Annotated in this window: 18 protein-coding genes; 9 read left to right on the forward strand and 9 right to left on the reverse strand. The window is 38.6% G+C overall.

Annotated features, from left to right (window positions below; all coding sequences use genetic code 11):
* Nucleotides 1–7: 7 nt before the first annotated feature.
* Nucleotides 8–421: a hypothetical protein gene (locus H5117_RS09545; protein ID WP_002962719.1), complete on the reverse strand. Its 414-nt coding sequence runs from the start codon at nt 419–421 to the stop codon at nt 8–10.
* 149 nt (nt 422–570) lie between these two features.
* Here H5117_RS09545 and H5117_RS09550 point away from each other — a divergent pair, with 149 nt between their 5' ends.
* Entirely contained in the window at nt 571–1,368 is a 798-nt protein-coding gene (locus tag H5117_RS09550; RefSeq protein ID WP_182737426.1) for a hypothetical protein, read from the forward strand.
* A gap of 6 nt (nt 1,369–1,374) precedes the next feature.
* On the opposite strand, the gene H5117_RS09555 is transcribed toward H5117_RS09550, so the two are convergent.
* Complete coding sequence (locus H5117_RS09555; RefSeq protein WP_182737465.1) at nt 1,375–1,767, reverse strand: GFA family protein; 393 nt, start codon at nt 1,765–1,767, stop codon at nt 1,375–1,377.
* 502 nt (nt 1,768–2,269) lie between these two features.
* On the opposite strand from H5117_RS09555, the gene H5117_RS09560 reads away from it, so the two are divergent.
* Both H5117_RS09560 and H5117_RS09565 read left to right on the forward strand, forming a co-directional pair.
* Nucleotides 2,270–3,106 carry a hypothetical protein gene (locus H5117_RS09560; RefSeq protein WP_182737430.1) on the forward strand — a complete coding sequence of 279 codons (837 nt, stop codon included), beginning with the start codon at nt 2,270–2,272 and terminating at the stop codon, nt 3,104–3,106.
* A 97-nt stretch (nt 3,107–3,203) separates the two neighbouring features.
* Nucleotides 3,204–5,051 carry an ABC transporter ATP-binding protein gene (locus H5117_RS09565; protein ID WP_154903025.1) on the forward strand — a complete coding sequence of 616 codons (1,848 nt, stop codon included), beginning with the start codon at nt 3,204–3,206 and terminating at the stop codon, nt 5,049–5,051.
* Nucleotides 5,052–5,178: 127 nt separating this feature from the next.
* Here the strand turns inward: H5117_RS09565 and H5117_RS09570 are convergent, their stop codons facing one another.
* The 3 genes from H5117_RS09570 to H5117_RS09580 form a co-directional block, all read right to left on the reverse strand.
* Nucleotides 5,179–5,598 (reverse strand): MAPEG family protein, encoded by a 420-nt coding sequence (locus H5117_RS09570; protein WP_182737433.1) that lies wholly within the window; start codon nt 5,596–5,598, stop codon nt 5,179–5,181.
* Nucleotides 5,599–5,787: 189 nt separating this feature from the next.
* On the reverse strand, nt 5,788–8,175 hold the full coding sequence (locus tag H5117_RS09575; protein WP_182737437.1) for a GGDEF domain-containing protein: 2,388 nt from the start codon (nt 8,173–8,175) through the stop codon (nt 5,788–5,790).
* Nucleotides 8,176–8,352: 177 nt separating this feature from the next.
* Nucleotides 8,353–9,456: an endonuclease/exonuclease/phosphatase family protein gene (locus H5117_RS09580; protein WP_182737467.1), complete on the reverse strand. Its 1,104-nt coding sequence runs from the start codon at nt 9,454–9,456 to the stop codon at nt 8,353–8,355.
* A gap of 506 nt (nt 9,457–9,962) precedes the next feature.
* Between H5117_RS09580 and H5117_RS09585 the strand changes: the two genes are divergently transcribed.
* From H5117_RS09585 to H5117_RS09600, 4 genes are all read left to right on the forward strand, one after another.
* Nucleotides 9,963–12,254, forward strand: a complete 2,292-nt coding sequence (locus H5117_RS09585; RefSeq protein ID WP_182737439.1) for a peptidase U32 family protein — start codon at nt 9,963–9,965, stop codon at nt 12,252–12,254.
* 10 nt (nt 12,255–12,264) lie between these two features.
* Nucleotides 12,265–12,924 (forward strand): glutathione S-transferase, encoded by a 660-nt coding sequence (locus H5117_RS09590; protein ID WP_182737442.1) that lies wholly within the window; start codon nt 12,265–12,267, stop codon nt 12,922–12,924.
* A 136-nt stretch (nt 12,925–13,060) separates the two neighbouring features.
* Nucleotides 13,061–14,323 (forward strand): valine--pyruvate transaminase, encoded by a 1,263-nt coding sequence (locus tag H5117_RS09595; protein WP_182737445.1) that lies wholly within the window; start codon nt 13,061–13,063, stop codon nt 14,321–14,323.
* Nucleotides 14,324–14,616: 293 nt separating this feature from the next.
* A complete protein-coding gene (locus H5117_RS09600; RefSeq protein WP_182737447.1) occupies nt 14,617–15,816 on the forward strand; it encodes an Nramp family divalent metal transporter in 1,200 nt (399 codons plus the stop codon).
* 103 nt (nt 15,817–15,919) lie between these two features.
* Here H5117_RS09600 and H5117_RS09605 read toward each other — a convergent pair whose 3' ends face one another.
* A complete protein-coding gene (locus tag H5117_RS09605) occupies nt 15,920–16,372 on the reverse strand; it encodes a hypothetical protein (protein ID WP_182737450.1) in 453 nt (150 codons plus the stop codon).
* On the opposite strand from H5117_RS09605, the gene H5117_RS09610 reads away from it, so the two are divergent.
* Together H5117_RS09610 and H5117_RS09615 are read left to right on the forward strand one after the other, a co-directional pair.
* Nucleotides 16,357–17,547 carry a PQQ-dependent sugar dehydrogenase gene (locus H5117_RS09610; protein ID WP_182737452.1) on the forward strand — a complete coding sequence of 397 codons (1,191 nt, stop codon included), beginning with the start codon at nt 16,357–16,359 and terminating at the stop codon, nt 17,545–17,547. The genes H5117_RS09605 and H5117_RS09610 overlap by 16 nt on opposite strands.
* A 375-nt stretch (nt 17,548–17,922) precedes the next feature.
* Nucleotides 17,923–18,975: a hypothetical protein gene (locus tag H5117_RS09615; protein WP_182737455.1), complete on the forward strand. Its 1,053-nt coding sequence runs from the start codon at nt 17,923–17,925 to the stop codon at nt 18,973–18,975.
* A gap of 131 nt (nt 18,976–19,106) precedes the next feature.
* Here the strand turns inward: H5117_RS09615 and serS are convergent, their stop codons facing one another.
* From serS to H5117_RS09630, 3 genes are all read right to left on the reverse strand, one after another.
* Nucleotides 19,107–20,411 (reverse strand): serine--tRNA ligase, encoded by a 1,305-nt coding sequence (serS, locus tag H5117_RS09620; RefSeq protein ID WP_096793228.1) that lies wholly within the window; start codon nt 20,409–20,411, stop codon nt 19,107–19,109.
* 9 nt (nt 20,412–20,420) lie between these two features.
* Nucleotides 20,421–20,801, reverse strand: coding sequence for a fluoride efflux transporter CrcB (gene crcB / locus H5117_RS09625; RefSeq protein WP_021032117.1), 381 nt, complete (start codon nt 20,799–20,801; stop codon nt 20,421–20,423).
* Nucleotides 20,794–21,796: replication-associated recombination protein A (locus H5117_RS09630; protein ID WP_182737457.1), on the reverse strand; the 1,003-nt coding region annotated here is incomplete at its 5' end. The genes crcB and H5117_RS09630, both read right to left, overlap by 8 nt.

The following is a 21,796-nucleotide window of genomic DNA, read 5'->3' on the forward strand; positions in this document are numbered from 1 at the left end:
AGTGGTTTTAATGAGTGGTTTTAATATCAAATTCTTTCAAAAAGGCCTCATGTCCTCCTAAGCTTGCAAGCACACCAGCAGAAAACATAAATATTAATACAAATGCTAAACAGCTCAAAAACTCCGAACTATTTTCAGGCTTAATATAGTAGTTAAGTAAAAAACCACTCAATACACCTATAAAAGCTATTTTGCTAAATAAAAAGTAACTTGGGATCTCAAATGCCCAAACTGAGGTATTGTTTACAAACTGCCTATATCCATACGTCATAAAAGCCAACATACCAACAATACTAATTGCAAAAGTAGACACTGTGGTTAACACGCTCATATTTTTATAAATAAGCACATACCCTAATCGTAAAGAATAGATAAATACCGCAAACCACGCTAAAACAGCAGGCCCTAAAATCAATCCCATTTCCAATCCTTGAATAACGTCTAAGTGATTAATTGCTAATACAATATTATATTTAGAGGTTAAATTACAAACCTTGTTACACAATAATCTATAAAAAAATGCGATTTTCGTGGCACACTGTGATTGTGTATACATTAATAGTTTAAGTTATGCGTCAGCTAAAAGAAGATACAATTACAAGTAACCTTATTGAGTCGCAGCAAAGTGCATACGGCCCCGTATGCGTGTATCAAAATAAAGAATACCGATGGTTAACGCTTGCACAAAAAACCAATGAAGACATAACAATTCAAGGCGTTATGAACCTTATACACCCTGAGCAAGTAATCGTACCGGTAAACCAGTGTATGATGTTATTTTTACTTAAACCGGTAGATACACTAAATATATTAAATCTAGGTTTAGGCACGGCAGGGTTTGAGCGAATTATGTATCACTTACAAAGTAATACGCCTTACATAAACACCATCAATACATTTAACACGGTAGAAATAAACCCAAGCATTGCCTTAATTGCAGCCCAGCACTTTAAGTTACCTATTAAGCACAGCAGCTATTTACAATGCGCCGAGCAATATATTACCCAATGCACTGATCACTTTAACGTAATCACTATCGATATTTTTAGTGGTGAATATCATCAGCCTTTTTTAACCAGCGATAGCTTTTGGCAAAATATAAATAGCTGCAGTGAGCAAAATACGCAAGTAATCATTAATTTAAACCCACAAACTGGCCAAGAGCTGCAAATGCTTTTAGTACTTTTAAGACAACACTTTAAGTGCTTAGCGATAATAGAGTTTAACGAATACAAAAATATAGTGATCATACTAAGCCAGCAAACATTAATGCATATAAACGTTGATGAAATACAAAACTCACCGGTGTTTATAAACTTTGCACCAAACCTTTATAAAAGTATTAACAGCATTTACCACATTGAATGAAACGCTTTACCGACCAAGTTCATGTTTTTCATAGCACGGTAAGCTTGTTTCGAGCTGCTCCCAGTTAGCTTTAGACGTAACAAAGTTATGCGATAATACCTGCTCAGTAATATCGGTATCGAATATTCCTAAACGAATTCGTATTCTGCTTTTGTCATCATTATTGCTACTGTAAACAGGCGAGCCACAACATCTACAAAAATAACGTGTGCGCCCTGCTTTAAAACTATATTCACTGAGTCGTTCTTGACCTTTTGTTATTGTAAAGTCACTTGTATTTACAAAGCCATTGGTTGCAAATGCAGTCCCGCTTTTTTTTCTGCACAGTGAACAATGACAATGAATAATAGTGGGCGTGTTGTTCTTTGGTGGTTGAATTTGCAGCAGTGTGTTTGGTATTTAGGCAAGGCAGAGCCTATGATATGTGGTTGTTCCCCATACATAGGCGATAACGCAGCATAGTTGCCAAACATGCGCTGCCCTTTGGGTTCTTTCTAGGGACGATTGACTCTTTGTTGCTCGGTTTTTACTTAGCCCACTAGGTTACAAACCTTGCGCCGCGATTAAATCGCCCCTAGATTGAACAAATTTCAATCCATAAAGATCAACACGCCCTAGTTATACTGCCCGACACTTCAACGTTTACTTCACCACACAAACACGAACCCGTATACATATAACATCCTAACTATTAAATTATTTTTATACTCAGTTAAAATTTGCTGAGTTGATTTTATAAATACAATAACAACATTATATTTCTCAAGCTCTATTAAACCATAACTTTTGTTTTAGTGATTGACATAAAAACATTAAATTGGTTACATAACTTTTACTTTAAAGTTATAGCCAAAACAATAATTGGTTAACCAAAAATATCTAAACTTACTGAGAGCCAATTATGCATTTTAAACACATGTCACTTTTATGTTTGTTAAGCGCGTTAGCGTCGTGTTCAACCATTCAAAAAAATACATCGAGCGATTGGCTACTTATTGATAATTTTGAAAACTCTCTTAGCGACTGGCAAAGTGTCGATACCCAAAATGAAACTAACCCACAGGTCAAAAACCCTCAAATCACGGTTATACAACCAGAACAAACAAACTCATCAATAAATCATTATTTACTAAAAAAGCCTGCAGCTGAGGGCATTGTAGGAAATCGTAAAGCGCTTTCTTATACAAAACTTCCACAAGCGGTTGAAGTTGGCGCCACCTACACATTTTATATGCGTATAAACGTGGCTGCGTTTCCTAATAACCATGCTTTTGGATTGAGTAACCTTTCTCCAGCGCTAATAAATAAACATGCGTACGATGCGTTTGAGCCAACACTTCGCGTAACCGATAAAACAGAATCAAACGGGTTTGTAAACGATGGCGCTTTAATGGTTAAAACCGACAGCGGATATAGCAACATTCAAAACTACACTACAAAACAGTCAGCTAAACCTCTGCAAACAAATACTTGGTACGACGTATGGTACGTTGTGAATAACGCAGCAGCCTCAGAGCAAGGTCAGCAATATGATGTTTACGTAAAAGGTGGTGAGTTTAACAGTCAAACGCTGGTATATAAAAATGCACAATTTAGAATGAAGCGCGAACAACCTCTTATATACTTTTTAGCAAACTGTAATACAGGCCCAATTAAAAAGCCTTACGGAAATGGTGGTCTCAGATATGACGATTTATACATGAGCGAAGGAATAAACCTAAGTAACCCAACGCAATAAATAAGAATAATACTCATAATTAGTGCCCTACAAACCTGCATTTAAAAATACTTAAATGGTATGATACTCGTCATTATTTGCCATTTAAGTTTTTAAAATGTATCGATTATTTGAAAAAATGACAAAAGCATTTCCTGAGGACCAACCCACTCAGCCGCCTTCTACTTTATTTGCTTTTTGTCGCCACTACACCAAAGGAATGGAACTGTCGTTGCTGCTTATGTCAATCAGTGCCGCCATGCTCGCTATTTTAGAGGTTTCTTTATTTAGCTACATGGGCCAACTTGTTGATTGGTTAACCGCCTACACGCCCGAAACTTTGTTTATAGAGCAAAAGTCTGAACTTATTAAAATGGCTGTCATGCTGTTATTAGTATTGCCCATTGTTGTCTTTTTCCATTCTGCTATTTTGCACCAAGCATTGCTTGGCAATTATCCTATGTCAATTCGTTGGTTAGCACATCGTTATTTACTGCGCCAAAGTGTTAGCTTTTATCAAAATGAATTTGCAGGAAGAATAGCCACTAAAGTACTGCAAACTTCTTTAGCCGTTCGCGAAACAGTGACCAAACTACTCGATGTATTAATGTATATCGTGGTTTATTTTGGCTCAATGGTATTTTTAGTTGCCGAAGCTGATTGGCGCTTAATGATCCCTTTATTAGTTTGGTTGGTTTTATACATTTGCGTGCAACTTTACTTTGTACCGCGCCTTAAAAAAATTGCCAGCTCACAAGCCGATGCGCGCTCAGAAATGACTGGTCGTATTGTTGATAGTTACACTAACATTTCAACTATTAAATTGTTTTCGTATACCCAGCGTGAAGAGCAATACGCAAAACAAAGCATGGATGTATTTTTACAGCCTGTGTACAAGCAAATGCGCTTAGTAACCAGTTTAAACTTTGTTATTCAAAGCTTAAATTACCTATTAGTATTTTCGGTTGCCGCTGTATCACTTTATTTATGGTCGCTTAGCGTAATTAGCGCCGGAGCTATTGCTGTTGCTGTTAGCTTAGCGCTTAGATTAAACGGTATGGCGCAGTGGATCATGTGGGAAATAAGCAGCTTGTTCGAAAACATTGGCACCGTAGCCGATGGTATGAAAACACTGTCGAACCCTATCGAAGTTGCCGATAAACCAAATGCTGATACGCTTAACGTAAGCCAAGGTGCTATTGAGTTTAACAACGTACACTTTAACTACGGCAAAGCTGCAAAAGAGACTAATCGCAGCCCTGTAATGAACGGTTTAAACTTAAATATTAAACCTGGCGAAAAAATTGGTTTAGTCGGTCGCTCTGGCGCGGGTAAATCAACACTTGTTAACTTATTACTGCGCTTTTACGATACCGACTCTGGAACAATAAAAATTGATGGGCAAAACATCACAGACGTTAGCCAAGAAAGCCTACGCCGCTACATAGCAATGGTAACGCAAGATACCTCCTTGCTTCATCGCTCAGTAAAAGACAATATTTTGTACGGTCGCCCCGATGCAACCCACGATGAGATGATCAACGCGACCAAACAAGCTAAGGCGCTTGAGTTTATAAACGACTTGGTCGACAGCAAAGGCAATAAAGGCTTTGATGCACAAGTGGGCGAACGCGGTGTTACGCTTTCAGGCGGTCAACGCCAACGTATTGCTATTGCACGTGTACTACTTAAAAATGCCCCCATACTTATACTCGACGAAGCCACCAGCGCACTCGACTCAGAAGTAGAAGCCGCAATTCAGGCAAGTCTTGATGATTTAATGACAGGTAAAACAGTTATTGCCATAGCGCACAGGCTATCAACCATTGCACAAATGGATAGATTAATTGTACTTGATGACGGCGGCGTAGTTGAGCAAGGCACTCATGAACAATTAATCGCTAAGGGTGGAATATACGCAGCCCTATGGACACACCAAACAGGCGGGTTTATAGGCGTCGATTAGCCATTAATATTACATTACGGTAGAGGTAGTTTTATTCTGCTTCTACTTTAAACAAAAAAGCGAAGATGCCTTAAAGGCTCTTCGCTTTTTTTATCGTTATAAATAAATTTTATAACTTTTTTATAAATTAAGAGATTAGCCTTAACCCTATCATTATCAGCATAACCACATTAGCAAATACGCCGATTAAAAAAAAGTAACTACGTGGGCTTGGGTTTTTCTCCGTTGCTATAGCGTAGTACAGCGCCATGTGAATTAAACGCGCAATTAAATACACCCAAATACACATTGCAAAAATCGGGCTTTGATAATTAATTACAAACGCAAATAACACCGTACCTATAAATAATGCACTGTTTTCAAGCGTATTATGAAACGTACGATGTGCTCTAAATATAAAGCTGTCGTGCGATAAATCCTCGTCAATTTTACCTGGTACAGCATTTGGTTCTTTAGCTTTGCTAAAAGTAGCCACAGCCCACTGTACAAGCAACATAATTAAATAGAGGTAAAATGCCAAATAGGCCGAAAGTGCAACTTCAGTCATTATTAAATCCCTTGTTTTGTTTTTAACTTAGTATTGATTGCAATTTTAAAGCCTAAGCTAACACACTGATATTCAAAGGGTTAATCTAATAGACCTAATTACATATGTAAGTAACACACAGCATTGTATAAAATTTACTTGTTATAATTTTAAAAAATAACATCAAAACTAAACTGTATACTGCTGGATTTACTCCGATCTATAAAGTTTAAACTCTTCAAGCGAAGCATCCCATAACGCTACCTGATTACGCCCCAAGGACTTAGCCTCATAAAGAGCTAAATCAGCCTGTTCAATCAACTCAGAAGGTGTTCTGGCTTTAAATTTAATAGACGTAACCCCAAAGCTACACGTAACAGGAATATCTTCAAATGTCGCTTTTTCAACTTTAATACGAATAGCCTCAGCTATACGTATTGCTTGCTCTTGAGTTGTGTTGGGCAAAATAATACAAAATTCTTCGCCACCAAAACGGGCCACGCTATCACTTTTACGTATATTAGCTTGTAAAAGTTCGGCTACGCCACAAAGTACTGTGTCACCAATGCTATGCCCATAGGTGTCGTTAACGCTTTTAAAATGATCAATATCGACCATTAAAATACAGTACTCTTCAATCTGAGGTAAATCCATAAAGTCGCGATTCATAACCTCAAATAAAATACGACGGTTATAACAATTGGTCAAAGGGTCTCTTGCTGCCAAATAGTCTAACTCTTCATTACGTTTTTTAGAGGCAATAAAACTTCTATAAACCAGTAATACAATAGCTAAACAAGCGGCTAATAAAAATGCGAGCGCAATACTGGCGTATTTATTCTTTGAAAGCTCTAGCTCTGATATAACTCTAGCTTGGGCGGCGATTTCAATTTGATTATTTTTCTTTTCAAGCTCAAGCTGATGGCGTTTTTCTTTTTCTCTTAACGTCTCAAGCTCTATTTCCATTTTGTGCGAATGTAAATGTGCTTTTTCAAGCGCCAATTTATCTTCATTTCTTTCATTTTGAATAATATCGGTTAGGGCTATTTCTTCTTCTGCATAACGAAGTGACTCTTCTATACGACCACGCAATTTTTCTGCTATTCGAATTTCACGATAGGCATATAGCATATGTAATTTATCATCTATTTCGGTTGATAAAGCGAGTGACCTTTTCAGTAAAGTAATCGCCTCATTTGTATCAATACCAATTAAAATGCCCGCAAGCGCAGTAAGCGACTTTATCTCATAAAGTTTACCACCTGCTTCTCTGGCAAACGACAATGACTCTTTGTAATACTCTATAGCCTTGTTGTTATTTCCTTGGGCACGATAAATATTACCAATAATACGTGCTGTTGTAGAAATGTACGATGTAAGGTTTTTGTTTTTATAAGTGATATAAGCTTTTTTAGCATATTGCATTGCTGATGCTAAGTCGCCAGATTCGAGGTTAATAACAGCCATTTCTCTTAAAGCTGAAGCGAGCGTTTTTTCCTCGACCATACCTTTTGGCAAATCGATAGTTAATTGATAGAAAAATTCGGCCTGATCAAACTGCCTTAATCGTGTATATACCAGTCCCATTTGATTTGATGTTTTAGCAATCCCAAGCATGTTATTTACTTTTTTATAATATAAATATGCCTCATTTATATGTTCAAGTGATTTTTCATAAAGATTAATATGACGATAAATAATACCCGCCCCTAGTAATGCTTTAGCAAAGCCAACAGGATCGTGAATGTCTTTATGTATTTCTAATGCGCGAGTGGAGTAATCAAGGGCTAAAACTAAGTTATCTAAATAACGGTGTGCTTCTGCTAGTGTATTTAAAGTACGCGCCATTAGCTTTAAATCACCTAAATTAGAATATACCTCTAAAGCTTTTGTATAAAAGTGAGCCGTTTGCTCTCTATTTTTGAGGCGTTTGTACGACTGAGCTAATTTTTTATACGTTTCACCTAACTGTCTTTGTATTAATTCGTCTTCGTTAACAAGGTATTTTAAAGCAGATGTGTATTGCGCGTTCGCGTTATTGTACTTTTTTTGTTCATATAACGAATCCCCCTTAGTAAGGAGCACTTGCGCTATAAAAAAGTCATCGCCATACACAAGGGTTGTTGGTAATAAAGTTTCAATGCGGGTAGTAAGTTCGTCATAACGTTTTTCTTCTAATAATATATTTATATAATTAATAGACGCCTTTATTTGGTTTCGTGAATCATTTAATTTGCTGTAGTAAACAGAGGATTGTAAAAAGTGTTCGAGCGATGCATTAATATTGTTATTTTTTTTATTCGCCCTACCTAGCAAGTTATGTAGCTTTGCGCTGAGTAACGTGTCATCAGCACTTTGCGCTTGTGACAACAACGACTTACTTAGTTCAATACTTGTTATAACGTCAGTATCTATAAGTAATTCAGCTCTTTTTAGCAGCCCTGCATTAGATTCATTAGTTAAATTGTATGAGGTGGTTTCTTGTGCGTAAGCGCTGTTTAAGCTAACAAACAAAGCAAAAAGCAAAGCTTTCACTAAAAATGTAAAATTATAAATTCGCTTTACAATGAAACTATGTATTTGCGAAGGTAAATCCATATTTCGCTTATGATTCAAGTAGGTATAAAATTCCATATTTACCATTTTAGTAATTTATTATTAATACAATTCAAAAGGCTGATGATAAAATATACAAACCGGCGCAATACATCAAGTATTGCTGCTATATGAATACTTTTAATTTATAATTTTAGCATAATTATGCATAGAGCAAGCCTAGCTTCTTAGTTTTAGTGTTACTAACACAATACCATGATCGGTACTTAAATCATCACGCTCAAATTCGGGGTTAATTAAGTGACGATCATAAGTATTATACTCAATCACCTCAAAAAAACTGCCAAGGTAGCTGGCATCAAACTCACATGATAATAAAATATAATCAAGCACGGAGCTGCTCGCGCCATAATAATGTGTTGGCGCTCTTAAGGGCATAAGCTTAGTTGCATTAACATTTTTTGCTTCGTTTTCATCAGCTAAATCAAAAATGCTATTGCTTTCACTATGGCTTATTTCATCGCTAGCCATTGCCTCACCATTAGACCGTTCATCTTCGCTTAGCTGCGAGTTAACAAACAAATCCCATGAATCATTTAAACAATATTTAGCGAGGTAGGTTTTAGCATCAAATGCAGGCGCAAAGCGTAGCGTACTTGTCAGTAAATGGCTTAATACGCCATCCTCTAGTTCATTATTAAAGTCCCCCATTAATAGCATGGGTTGTTGCGTAGCTTCGCGACGAGCAATCATTTGTATCATTAGTAATGTAGCTTCACTGCCACGCTGAATAGTTGAGCCCCACCCACCCGCTACATTCGCTTTTAAAATTTCAATTATGTTTTGCTCGGGTGTAAGCTCTTTGTTATGCTCATCGACATTAATCATTGGGCGTTTAGATTTAAAATGCACCACGTAACAATCAGTATTGCCTATATGCGGCAGCGTTATAGTTGCTCTTAGTACTTTACGACTAAAAGTAAACTCACTATTAAGGCCAAGCGCATTTGCAAGCTCACTATCGTGCTCAACCGCTGCTACTTCAACTATGGGGTATTTAGAGGCGATTGCCACTACAGGGCGTTTATAAATAAAGTCATCAATCACCTCTGGCGTATCAACTACAGCAAAGTAATTATAACCTTGCTCACCTACTAGCTCTTTTAATGAGTCAATGCTAAACACTTCCTGAAAACCAATCACATCAGGGGCATGTTCTGTTAAGTAATCAACAATCCAACGCTGCTTTTTAGCCCACTGCTGCACAGTATAAATTTTCTCAAACTCATAGTATGCATTGGGCGGCTCAAGATAGTTAAACAGGTTAAATGTGGCTATTTTTAGTTGGGTGTTAATAATTCCAGATTCATCACTTTTTAAATCTGTATCTAACTGTTTAAGATCTTGATTGCTGATGGGGTTCGCCTAAGTAAAGTTGAAAGTGTTGCTGGCTTATAAACTATCATTTTATTACATGTTTACGTAATAAATCAGCCAGCTTAATTGTAATTTTATACACTCTTTTACTTTATACCAATCCGCAATAATACTTAATCATTTTGCGGGGCTAAACGTGTCGCTACCTGTGTTAAAAAATTCTCATTTACGACTGCATGGATGCAGAAGGTAAAGCAATGCAGGAGCAATTGCCGAGAACAACTAAATAGCGAATTTTTTGCCTAGCTATCAACACGTTTTTCCAGCCTCAAAATAGATCACTTAATTAAGCGAATTGGTATTAGTCTTTATTATATCCCTCAATAAATAGCATTAACGTGCTTAACCATATAAAATTCGCGACAATTAAATATGAGCGAAGCGACATTGTAATGAGTAGAAAGATTGAACTATTAGCCCCAGGCGGTGATGTTAACGCGGTAAAAGCCGCCATTGTAGCCGGTGCTAATGCGGTTTATTGTGGGTTAGATACCTTTAATGCACGTAACCGAGCGTCTAATCTTTCGTTTGATGAGCTTAACGGCGCACTTCGCCTAGCCCATGAATACGGCTGTGAAATATTTTTAACGCTAAATGTAGTTATATTAGAGCACGAAATGGGCGCGCTATTTAAGCTACTTAACCAACTCGTAAATACCACGCTCGATGGCATTATTGTGCAAGATTTAGGGTTATTCAATATAGTTAAAAAGCACTTTCCTACTTTGCATATTCACGCATCAACTCAGTTAACCACCCATAACGAATCACAGGTTGAGTTTTTAGCGCGCATTGGCGCGACACGTGTAAATTTATCGCGCGAGCTTAACTTAACTGAAATTAAAATATTGACCGACGTAGCGCACAAATGCGATGTATTAACCGAGGTGTTTGTACATGGTGCATTGTGTATTGCGTTTTCGGGGCAATGTTATTCAAGCTCAGTAAGTGTGGGTAACTCAGGTAACCGTGGTCGTTGCTCACAAGCATGTCGTGATGAATACGAGCCAACCGCCATGGGTAACAAACATCCGTTAAACTTAAAAGATAATTCAGCCTATTTTGATTTACCGGAGTTGGTAGCCGCGGGTGTTGACTCGTTAAAAGTAGAAGGCCGCATTAAAGGTGCTAACTACGTACATACCGTTATTGATAGCTGGCGCAAACAAATAGATACCTTTGTACAAACAGGTAATTTAATTGAAGATGATTCAAGCTTATACAAAGTATTTAACCGTAATTTTACTAATAAGTTTTTGCAAGGTGACATGACAAAAAACATGTTTACCGACAACCCGCGCGACCATAGCTTTGATCACGCTAACGAAAAGAGTAACGCGATTTCGGTTGTGCAAATTTACGATGCACAACAAGAGCTCGCCGCAGAAAAAAATGACATTGATACGTTAGTTAAAAAGAAGATTGAGTTTTTAGATATTTCAAAGCGAGAACTACGTTTTGAGTTTGGCGGCCAATTAAACCAGCCATTTACAGTAACACTGACAATAAACGATAAACACGACAACACCCTAGCAGAACAAAGCGCCCTTCAACCTCAACGCTTTGAAGTTCAATCGCAAATGCCTATGCAAACCGCCGATAAATCGGTTGTTGATATTGCAGCTATTGATAAACGCTTTAAAACCTTTAGTAATGCCAATTTTGAAATTAAAAATATGGATTACTCAAACTTAGGCAACAACTTAAGCATTCCGTTTAAAGAGCTTGCCCGTATTAAAAAGCAAGTCGCGTTTTTATTAAACGAAGGCAAATACGTCCTCGCCACTGTTGAACTGCCAAAACTAGTAAACCACCCTAAAGCCGATAACAAAACAACACTCTCTATTTTAATATCGGACATAAAAGACGTTCATCTATGTGATTTAACAGGTGGCGATGTTTACTTTAAATTACCAGAGAGCTTTAGAACCGATAACGATAAATACATTAATGTATTTTTAGAGCACCCACATTTAATTCCGTGGTTTCCGGCGGTGTTAATTGGTAAAGATTTTGATGAAGCGGTACGTTTGCTCGAGGTTGTAAAACCTAAGCTTATTATTAGTAACAACACAGGCGTTGCATTTAAAGCAGTACAAATGGGTATTGACTGGATTGCAGGCCCGTTGTTAAACACCACAAACTCTTATGCGTTACTAACACTACAAGAAGATTTAAACGCAAAAGGCGCGTTTATTTCAAACGAAATAAACAAACCACAAATGCGTAATATTAAACGCCCTAACAATTTTAAAATGATGTACAGCATTTATCATCCAATACTAATGATGACTAGCCGACAATGTTTTTTCCAGCAAACAGTAGGATGTAAAAAACCACGCATTGACGCAAGCTGTATGCTGAGCTGTAAAAAAGAAACCACCGTTACCAATGTTAAAGGTATTAGTTTTGCTATTGATAAACAAAAAGGCGGCTACCCAAGTATTTACAACCATGAGCAATTTTTAAACATGGATATTGTGAGTGACTTTGCCGACAAATTTGACGAATTTATGATTGATTTAACCGACATTGGCTCAGGCGATAAAGAAAAACTGGATAAAGCCGTGTTACTTGCGCATTTTCAAGATTTAATTAACGGGCAAACACAAGCGGTTGAACACTTAAATAGCTTGGTTAAAGTACAAACCCGCCAGCAGTATGTTGAAGGCCTAAACAGCTAAGGTAACTAACATGACATTGCCATTATTATATTCATTACAACACTGCCCATACGCAATGCGTACACGAATGGGTATTTTAATGGCAGAGCAACAAGTACTTCTACGCGCTATAAAAACTAAAAATAAACCGCCGCATCTGTTGCAAATATCGCCTAAAGGCACTGTGCCTGTTTTATTACTGCCTAATAACCAAGTTATAGATGAAAGCCTAGATATTATGCTGTGGGCTTTAAAGCAAAACGATCCGCATAATTTACTGCATACTCAAGACCCATTAGCACTTGAGCGCATGCTTGAGTTAATTAAGCTAAACGACACGCAATTTAAACCGGTGCTCGAAAAGTACAAATTTTATGCTCGTACAAAAGACATGGCACAAATTTATTATCAAAAAGCCTGCGAAGAGTTTATTAAGCAATTTGAAGTAAAACTAACCACGCATAAATACTTAATAGGCGATGAAAAAAGTCTAGCCGATTATGCCCTGCTGCCATTTATTAGACAGTTTGCCCGCGTAGATAAACACTGGTACTTACAAAGTGAATATACGCATGTTCGTGCATGGTTAAACGAGTTTTTACACGCCCCTATTTTCACCAAAGTCATGGCCAAATTTGATTTGTATATGGACTGCGGCGAAGAGTTTTTATACGGCGTTAAAAAGTCTTAAATTAGCCTTTGTTTTATAAGGAATTACATTACTTTAACTAGCTGTAAATCTTAGCATTGAATTATTCTCATCATCGGATTTAAGCCCTTTATTTACGCTATACTGCCCTCCCCATTATTAACAAACGCTATGCATTATGAACTACTCAAACTTTGGCACTAAATTTACACAACCCAACGGCATTACTCAGTTAATGGAAGATTTAGGTGGTGCTAAAAATAGCAACAATCCTAATATTGTTATGCTGGGTGGCGGTAACCCCGCATTAGTACCACAAGTAAATGAGGTTTTTTTAAGTGAATTACAAAAACTCGTTGCCAGTAACAAGGTATCGCAGGTATTTGGCCTTTACGACGGCCCAACCGGTAACGACGAGTTTAGAGCGGCATTAGCAGGCCAGCTAAGTAAAGAGTATGCATGGGATATTAGCGCCGATAACATAGCACTTGGTAATGGCAGCCAAGCTAACTTTTTTGTGCTGTTTAATATGTTGGCAGGCGAAATGCCGGATGGCAGCCATAAAAAGATTTTATTTCCCCTTGCGCCAGAGTACATAGGTTATGCCGATCAAGGTTTATCGGCTGATATGTTTGTTGCCATAAAGCCTGATATCGAAATTTTGAATACAGGCAGCACATCAAAACAGTTTAAATACGTCATTGATTTTAAAGCAGTTGAAAAAACACTAACAAACGACAGCAGCATAAGCGCGCTGTGCGTATCACGCCCTACTAACCCAACAGGTAATGTAATTACTGATGATGAAGTAAAACACCTTGATTTACTTGCTAAGCAATATGGTATTCCACTCATTATTGATAACGCATATGGCGATCCGTTCCCAGGTTGTATTTACACCGATGCAAACCTAACGTGGAACTCAAATATTATTTTATGTATGTCACTTTCAAAACTGGGCCTACCGGGTTTACGCAGCGGTATTGTGGTTGCCAATAATGAGATTATTAAAGCAATTGGCCGCGTAAACGGCAGCATGGTTTTATCACCAAATAGTATTGGCCCAAGCTTAGTGACACGCCTAATTAACGACAACGAACTACTGCCACTGTGCCGTAATGTTGTACTGCCTTTTTATCGTAATAAAGCACACATAGCGATTGAGTTGTTTGACGAAGTATTTGCCGAACTGCCTGTTTATTTGCACAAAGTTGAAGGTGCATTTTTTATGTGGCTGTGGTTTAAAGATACAAAAATAACAAGCGAGGTGTTGTATCAACAACTTAAAGAGCAAGACGTGTATGTGATCCCAGGTCACAACTTTTTTATCGGCATTGACGATGATTGGGCGCACAAGCACGAGTGTATTCGTATTAACTATGCTACCGATGCAGACACCCTAAAAAAAGGCTTAGAAGCGATTAGAAGCCTAATAAAGTAAATATACTGATGCCGATATAAATATCGGCATCATTCATTTAACTCGCTTATATATTCGTTTAAAATTCATGCAAACGCACTGTATCCCCTTTAAATCTATATACAAGTTGGTATCCTACGCGCCCTTTTTTAATATATGCTTATAAAAAAGAAATCGTCAAGGAGCGAATACTGCTGCAAGGCACTTACTGTAAGTGACAGCTTTAACACAATCGGCATCGCGTATAAATATTGGTTTTAAACGTAAGATGTAACTTTAAATAGCAACATGCAATAGCACTATTAAGGTCAATTATGCGATTAGGACCAGGACTACTCGTCACCGCTGCCTTCATTGGACCAGGGACCATTACTACCGCCAGCGTGGCAGGTGCAAACTTTGGTTTTGCACTTATATGGACATTACTGTTTTCAGTAATTGCCACTATATTATTACAATCTATGGCGGCGCGCCTTGGCGTTGCCACCGGGCAAGATTTAGCTCAAGCGCTCAGAGCACATATTCAAACGCCTTTATTTAAATCTTTAGCTATATTTTTAGTCATCAGCGCCATTGGTGTGGGCAGTGCAGCTTATGAAGCGGGTAACTTAAGTGGCGCTAGCATGGGATTAATTGAAATATTCCCTCAAGTTAGCTCCCAACTATGGACACCACTTATTGCTTTTTTTAGTGCAGCTTTACTGTATAGCGGCAAACATAAAGTGGTTGAAAACGCGCTAATTTTACTCGTTATTTTAATGAGCTTAGTGTTTATCTCAACACTTGTAATGGCAGCGCCTTCACTGGGTGATGTATTTGCTGGTTTTATTCCTAGTATGCCTGAAGGCTCTATTACAACCATACTAGCTTTAGTTGGCACTACCATTGTGCCGTATAACTTATTTTTGCACTCCGGCGTACTTGCTGCTAGACACGACAGTAACAGCGACATGCAAAAAATGATTAAACAAACAAATGTTGATACAGGCCTATCAATCACTTTGGGCGGTGTGATCACTTTAGCTATTTTATCTACAGCTTCAGTTGCATTTTATGGCACCGATGCGGGGCAAATTAGTGCGGCTAACATGGCCGTGCAACTAGAGCCATTGCTTGGCGACGCCGCTCATTACTTTTTTGCTATTGGCTTATTTGCTGCAGGTTTAACAAGTGCTATTACAGCGCCGCTTGCGGGTGCTTATGCTGTGTGTGGCATGTTAGGCTGGTCTAACGATATGAGCAACACGCGCTTTAAAGGCGTCGCTATTGTTATTTTATTGTTTGGTGCTGCGGTGGCGTCACTCGGTTTAGACCCTGTCGCGGTAATTATATTCGCGCAAGCGGCTAACGGGTTATTACTCCCTATTGTTAGCACCTACCTTGTATGGCTGGTTAATCAAAAAGGGGTTATGGGAAACTACACAAATTCTTTGCTGTTAAACCTGGTAACCCTACCCGTTTTAATCCTAATTTTTGGGTTAAGTAGCTACAAACTGATTAGTTTAATTTTTTAATTAATTTCTAAAGGCCATATTTAAAGCCCGCTGTTTATAATAAACAGCGGGCTTTATTTATTAATCACTATATAACGTATAAACCGTACTTATATTCACACATCTAACACGCTTTTTGGTTTTTAGTTACTTTAAATAATTGCGAAAATGTAAAACCACCTACCGCGCCTGCAAGCAGTTGAGCATAAAAACCCCAGCCTCTTGCGCCCGCTATAATATGAATATTCATAATTGATTCAATGGCAATTAACACAATAGCAAATGCCACAATGCCAGCAATAACAAATAACTGAGTAGTGTATTTTTGAACCTTTTTATTAAGCTTTGCGGTAACAAAAAAAGCGATGGCAAGTGCTACGGCAATAATAGCGCCGTAGGTAGGTAATAGGCCTAACCAATCATCAAGCGTTAAACTAGCACGATCACTAAAGCCCACCACTACACCTACATTAACTAATTGATTGACAACGTATTGGCTATGAAACAAGCTAGCTAGTGTGAATGTAAGTACCCAAGAAACTAAAAATGAAGGCAATACACGTGTTAAAAACGACATGGTTATCTCAACTTAAAATAAAGCTTTTTTCTTATACTGGCCATGCTAGCAAAGGCTTGCCCGGTAAACAATGTATCTCTTTTTTTACTCTGCTTTCGCTTTGTGCGTTTTCTGTTAATGCAAGCGCTGCGCTACCAAAGGAGCAATACAGTACACAAACACTGGCTACGCAATTACAGTCTCCGTGGAGCATGGTTGAACTACCAAACGGCACATGGTTAATTACAGAGCGTGATGGTCATGTAGTTATAGTTAAGAACAACGTGCAATCAAGAGTAAAATTAAACCTTGAGGGCTTATACGTTGCGGGCCAAGGTGGTTTACTCGACATTGTTTTATCACCAGATTATAACGACTCAAAAGAAGTTATTTTTACTTATGCCCAAGGTGATGCAAGCGCAAACAGGCTGGTTGTTGCCAAAGCCACGTTTAATGGCACTGACTTTTCAAAGCCTAACGTTATTTATAAAGTAGCGACTGATAAAAACACACCGCAACATTACGCAGGACGCGCCCTTATCCTACCCGACAATACATTATTAGTTTCAACGGGCGATGGGTTTGACTTTAGAGAGCAAGCACAAGTTATCACCAGCCAACTTGGTAAAATATTACGTATAAACCTAGATGGCACCATTCCAACAGACAACCCATTTATTAATCACAAAAACCTAAATGCACATGCTGTTTACTCCTTTGGTCATCGTAACCCTCAAGGCTTAGTTTATGATTACGATACGCAGCAAATTGTTAGCCACGAGCACGGCCCTGCAGGCGGTGACGAGCTAAACTACTTAACCGCTAGCACTAATTACGGCTGGCCGGTAATCACCTATGGCAAAGATTACTCGCAAGCGCGTATTTCACCCTTTACCGAATATAAAGGCATGCAAAAACCAAGTGTTAATTGGACGCCATCAATAGCGCCGTCAGGCATGGCGTATTACGGCTCTAAACATGCAGCTTTTCCTTCATTGCAACAACATGTGCTTATCACTACTCTTGTTGATAAAAAGCTCTACAGCGTTAATCTGCTAAGTGGTGAATTTACACAGTCTCACGTATTTCCTAATGCCGCAGGCAGGTTAAGAGATGTGTTTATAACTGATAAGGGTAACATCGCGGTATTAACAGACGGTAAAGAGGCAAAGCTAATGTTGTTTAAAGCAAATTAATTCACAGAGGGATAAGAGCCGCTGCGCTTTTAAAGTAAGTAGCGGCTTTAGTGCATCTAAGTTCTTATGTATGAAGTCTATATTAACCTTTAAGCTATAAAAAATAATTCTCATAAATTTTAACGATTTTTAATAACTTTAATTTATCTACTAAGATTAACACTTTAAATTAGGTACATGCCTGTTGTCTGTATAGTAGTGCGAATGCGCACTTCTTAAGTCCATCATTATCTGTTTCTTTTATTATAAAGAAGCAGTTTGTAATTAAGCTCAAGTAATCGTTCCCAAAATAATCACAATTTTAACGCGCCATTTATTTACAAATAAATCAATTGGTTTACAATTCGTACAAGTTTAATTAAGAAGGAACTGAAGATGAAACAATCATTTACACTCATCGTAGTGGCTTTAGCTGTTGCCGGATGTGCTAGTACCAAAGTAGAAGATACAACTCCACTAAATCCAACTTCTGTACTGAAGGCTGAGTATGCAATTAATGGTTTATATGTACCTGACTACACAGGAAAGCAAACTGTACTAACTCGTGAATCGAAGCGAGTTATCCATGAAATAAATACATTTGATAGCTGGCTAATGCGCTGGGCAAATTCTGATAAGTCTCGTGTTTTTGATTCCTCTAAAAATAAAAGCTATTACATTGACTATGATGACGAGACATATAGCGAATGCCCTATGGCAGGTTGTGATGAAGTAAGCTTTACTGATAGCATTTTTGAGAAAGATGAAGATGCTGAAGAATATCAAACATACGAAGAAGTTGGTTGTAGTGTTGACTTGAAAGAGAATTCATTTACTGTAGAAAAAACGGGAAAAAGCCGAACAATTAATGGGTTCGATACAGAGCAGTACGTTGTTAACTGGACTACCCGCTACCACGATACCACTGGCGCAGAAGATAAAAACATAGTGACTTTTGATTTTTGGACCACAGCACAAAATGCAAAAACTAAACGTGCATTACAAGTTCATGAGAAGTTTCAAGACAGCTACCTTAAAGCTATTGGCGATGACAATGCATTAATGAACTTATTAGGTGCGCAAGCCTATAAAGCTATTGCAGGATTTACAGGTGATATAAGTAACGAAGATAATCAGTTCGTTGGTGAGATTGGCCAAAAATTAGCAACTATTAAAGGCTACCCAATTTCAGTTAAACTTGAATGGAAACAACAATTGAAAGCCTGTAAAACCGCACGTAAACCTGTTGATTACAGCGCCGGATTAGATGAAGTTGGTTCACAACTGCTTGGTGGGCTAATGGATAAAGGTAAAGAAATGGTAATGGATCACTGGCGTAAAGATCCTGTAGTGCGCTATGTTTACGAAATAAAGTCTGTTGAAATGAAAGACGTTCGCGATAGTAAATTTGTGGTACCTAAAGATTTTAAATTAATAAATCGCTCATAACCTCTTAGCCATTAAAAGTACCGGCACTTAAGTGTCGATAAAAATTAGTACCGATATAAATTTTTACTCAATAAAAAAGCCGCTGTTTTTTAAACAGCGGCTTTTCTTTTAAAGCTTAACTAAACTGATTTTTATTGTTTACCAATCACTTCAAGTCCACCCATGTATGGGCGTAATACTTCTGGTACGACTACAGTACCATCGGCTTGTTGGTAGTTTTCTAGTATGGCTACTAGTGTACGGCCAACGGCTAAGCCTGAACCATTTAGTGTATGTAGTAACTCTGGCTTTTTAACACCTTCACGGCGAAAACGTGCTTGCATTCTACGCGCCTGAAAGTCAGCCATGTTTGAACATGATGAAATTTCGCGGTATGTATCCTGCGCAGGTAACCATACTTCTAAATCGTAAGTTTTAGCTGAGCCAAAACCCATGTCGCCCATACATAAAATTACTTTTCGGTATGGTAGGTCAAGTGCTTGTAGTATTTGCTCTGCGTGCCCTGTTAACTCTTCAAGCGTTGCCATTGAGTCTTCTGGTTTTACAAGTTGTACTAGTTCAACTTTATCAAACTGGTGCTGACGAATTAAGCCACGTGTATCGCGACCATAACTGCCTGCTTCACTTCTGAAACACGGAGTGTGGGCAACTAAGCGAATTGGTAAATCGCTTTCGTCGTAAATTTCGTCACGGGCGCTGTTTGTAAGTGGTACTTCAGCTGTAGGAATTAAGCTAAAGCCGGCTTGTTGTTCGCCGTCATCGTTTACAAGGCCTAATGTGTGGAATAAATCGCCTGCAAATTTAGGTAATTGGCTGGTGCCATAAAGGCTTGCGCTATTTACTAGGTACGGTACATACATTTCTGTGTAGCCGTTTTTATCAGCGTGTGTATCTAGCATAAATTGCGTTAGTGCACGGTGCATACGCGCTACTTGGCCGCGCATTACAGTAAAGCGTGCGCCACTAATTTTAACGCCCATTTCAAAGTCTAAACCGTTTAGGTCTTGGCCTACATCAACGTGATCTTTAACTTCAAAATCGAATTTTTTAGGCGTGCCCCACGTTAAAATTTCAACGTTGTCGTCCTCGTCTTTACCCGCCGGTACCGACTCGTCTGGCAAGTTTGGAATTGCTAAAGCAATGTCGTTAATTGCGGCTAATACTTCATCTTGCTCTGTTTTAGCGGCATCTAGCTCACTGCCTAAGTTAGCTACTGCATCAAGTAGTGGCTGTGCGTCTTCGCCTTTAGCTTTGGCTTGACCAATTGCTTTTGCGCTTGCATTACGTTGACTTTGAAGTTCTTGCGTTTTTACTTGTAATGTTTTGCGTTTTTCTTCAAGTGCCGTTACCGTCGCTACATCGAGTTCGTAACCGCGCGCCGCTAAACGTGCTGCAGTTTGTTCGATGTCTTGACGTAAAAATTTAGAATCTAACATGTTAGTTTTTTAACCTTTTTGCATTACTAGCTGAAGGCCCAGCCAAGCCATAAAAATACACACCATCACGTTTAAGATGATATTGAGGGCCATTTTAATAAAGTGACCTTGTTGTAATAACAACAACGAGTCCATTGAGAATGTTGAAAAGGTGGTTAATGCACCTAAAAAGCCAATACCGATAAGGGTTTTGGCGGGGCTTGCGGTGATAATTTCTTTATCTATCAAACCGTACAAAATGCCCATTAACAATGAACCCAGAATATTAACCGTCAACGTGCCAAAAGGGAATCCCCTACCGAGGAGTTTTAGCATGCTTTCGCTAATAAAAAACCGTAAACACGCACCTGAGGCTCCGCCAAGGGCGATCATCATATAAAGTTTAATCATTTTCGTATCGTCTAAGTGGGCTTTGCGCATCGCGCTCTTTTAGGTAATCGAGTTTTTGTCTAATTTTTTGCTCAAGTCCGCGCTCGCTCGGTAAGTAATATTCTTTGCCGTCCATTTCTGGTGGTAAGTATTTTTCACCTGCGGCAAATGCGCCTTCTTCATTGTGCGCATAACGATACTCAGCGCCATACCCTAAGTCTTTCATTAAGTTAGTTGGGGCATTACGTAAATGCTCTGGTACTGGGTAACTTGGCTCGTTTTGAGCGTCTGCTTTGGCTTGATTAAACGCCATATAAACTGCATTACTTTTAGGTGCGCTGGCTAAATACAGTGTGGCTTGTGCTATTGCACGCTCGCCCTCGCTTGGGCCAACACGTTGAAATATATCCCACGCGTTTAAAGCCACTTCCATCGCACGCGGATCGGCGTTACCAATGTCTTCTGTAGCTATGGCAAGTAAACGCCTTGCTACATACAAAGGGTCGCCGCCACCGGCTAAAATTCGGCAATACCAATACAGTGCACCGTCGGGGGAGCTACCTCGTACTGATTTATGAAAGGCCGATATTAAATCGTAAAACTCATCGCCGCCTTTATCGTATTTAGCTAAATGTGTTGGTAGCACTTGGCTAAGTACGTGCTCATCTACGTTGTATTGACCGTTTTGCTCGGACGTTAAGTCAACTGCTTGTTCAAGTAAATTAAGTACTTTACGCGCATCGCCGCCACTTGCTTGGCAAAGTGCCTTTTTAGCGTTGTCGGCAATAGTGATGTGTTTTTGGCTTAGCTGCTCGTCTTGTTTAAGTGCGCGCTCTATTACGGTGTATAAGTCGGTATCGGCAAGCGATTTTAAAACATACACGCGTGCACGCGACAATATAGCGTTGTTAAGGGCAAACGATGGGTTTTCTGTGGTTGCACCTACACATATAAAGGTGCCGTCTTCTATGTGCGGTAAAAAGGCATCTTGTTGGGATTTATTAAAGCGATGAACT

It is taken from the genome of Pseudoalteromonas sp. SG45-1 (assembly GCF_014164135.1).
GTDB classification, from domain to species: Bacteria; Pseudomonadota; Gammaproteobacteria; order Enterobacterales; family Alteromonadaceae; genus Pseudoalteromonas; species Pseudoalteromonas distincta.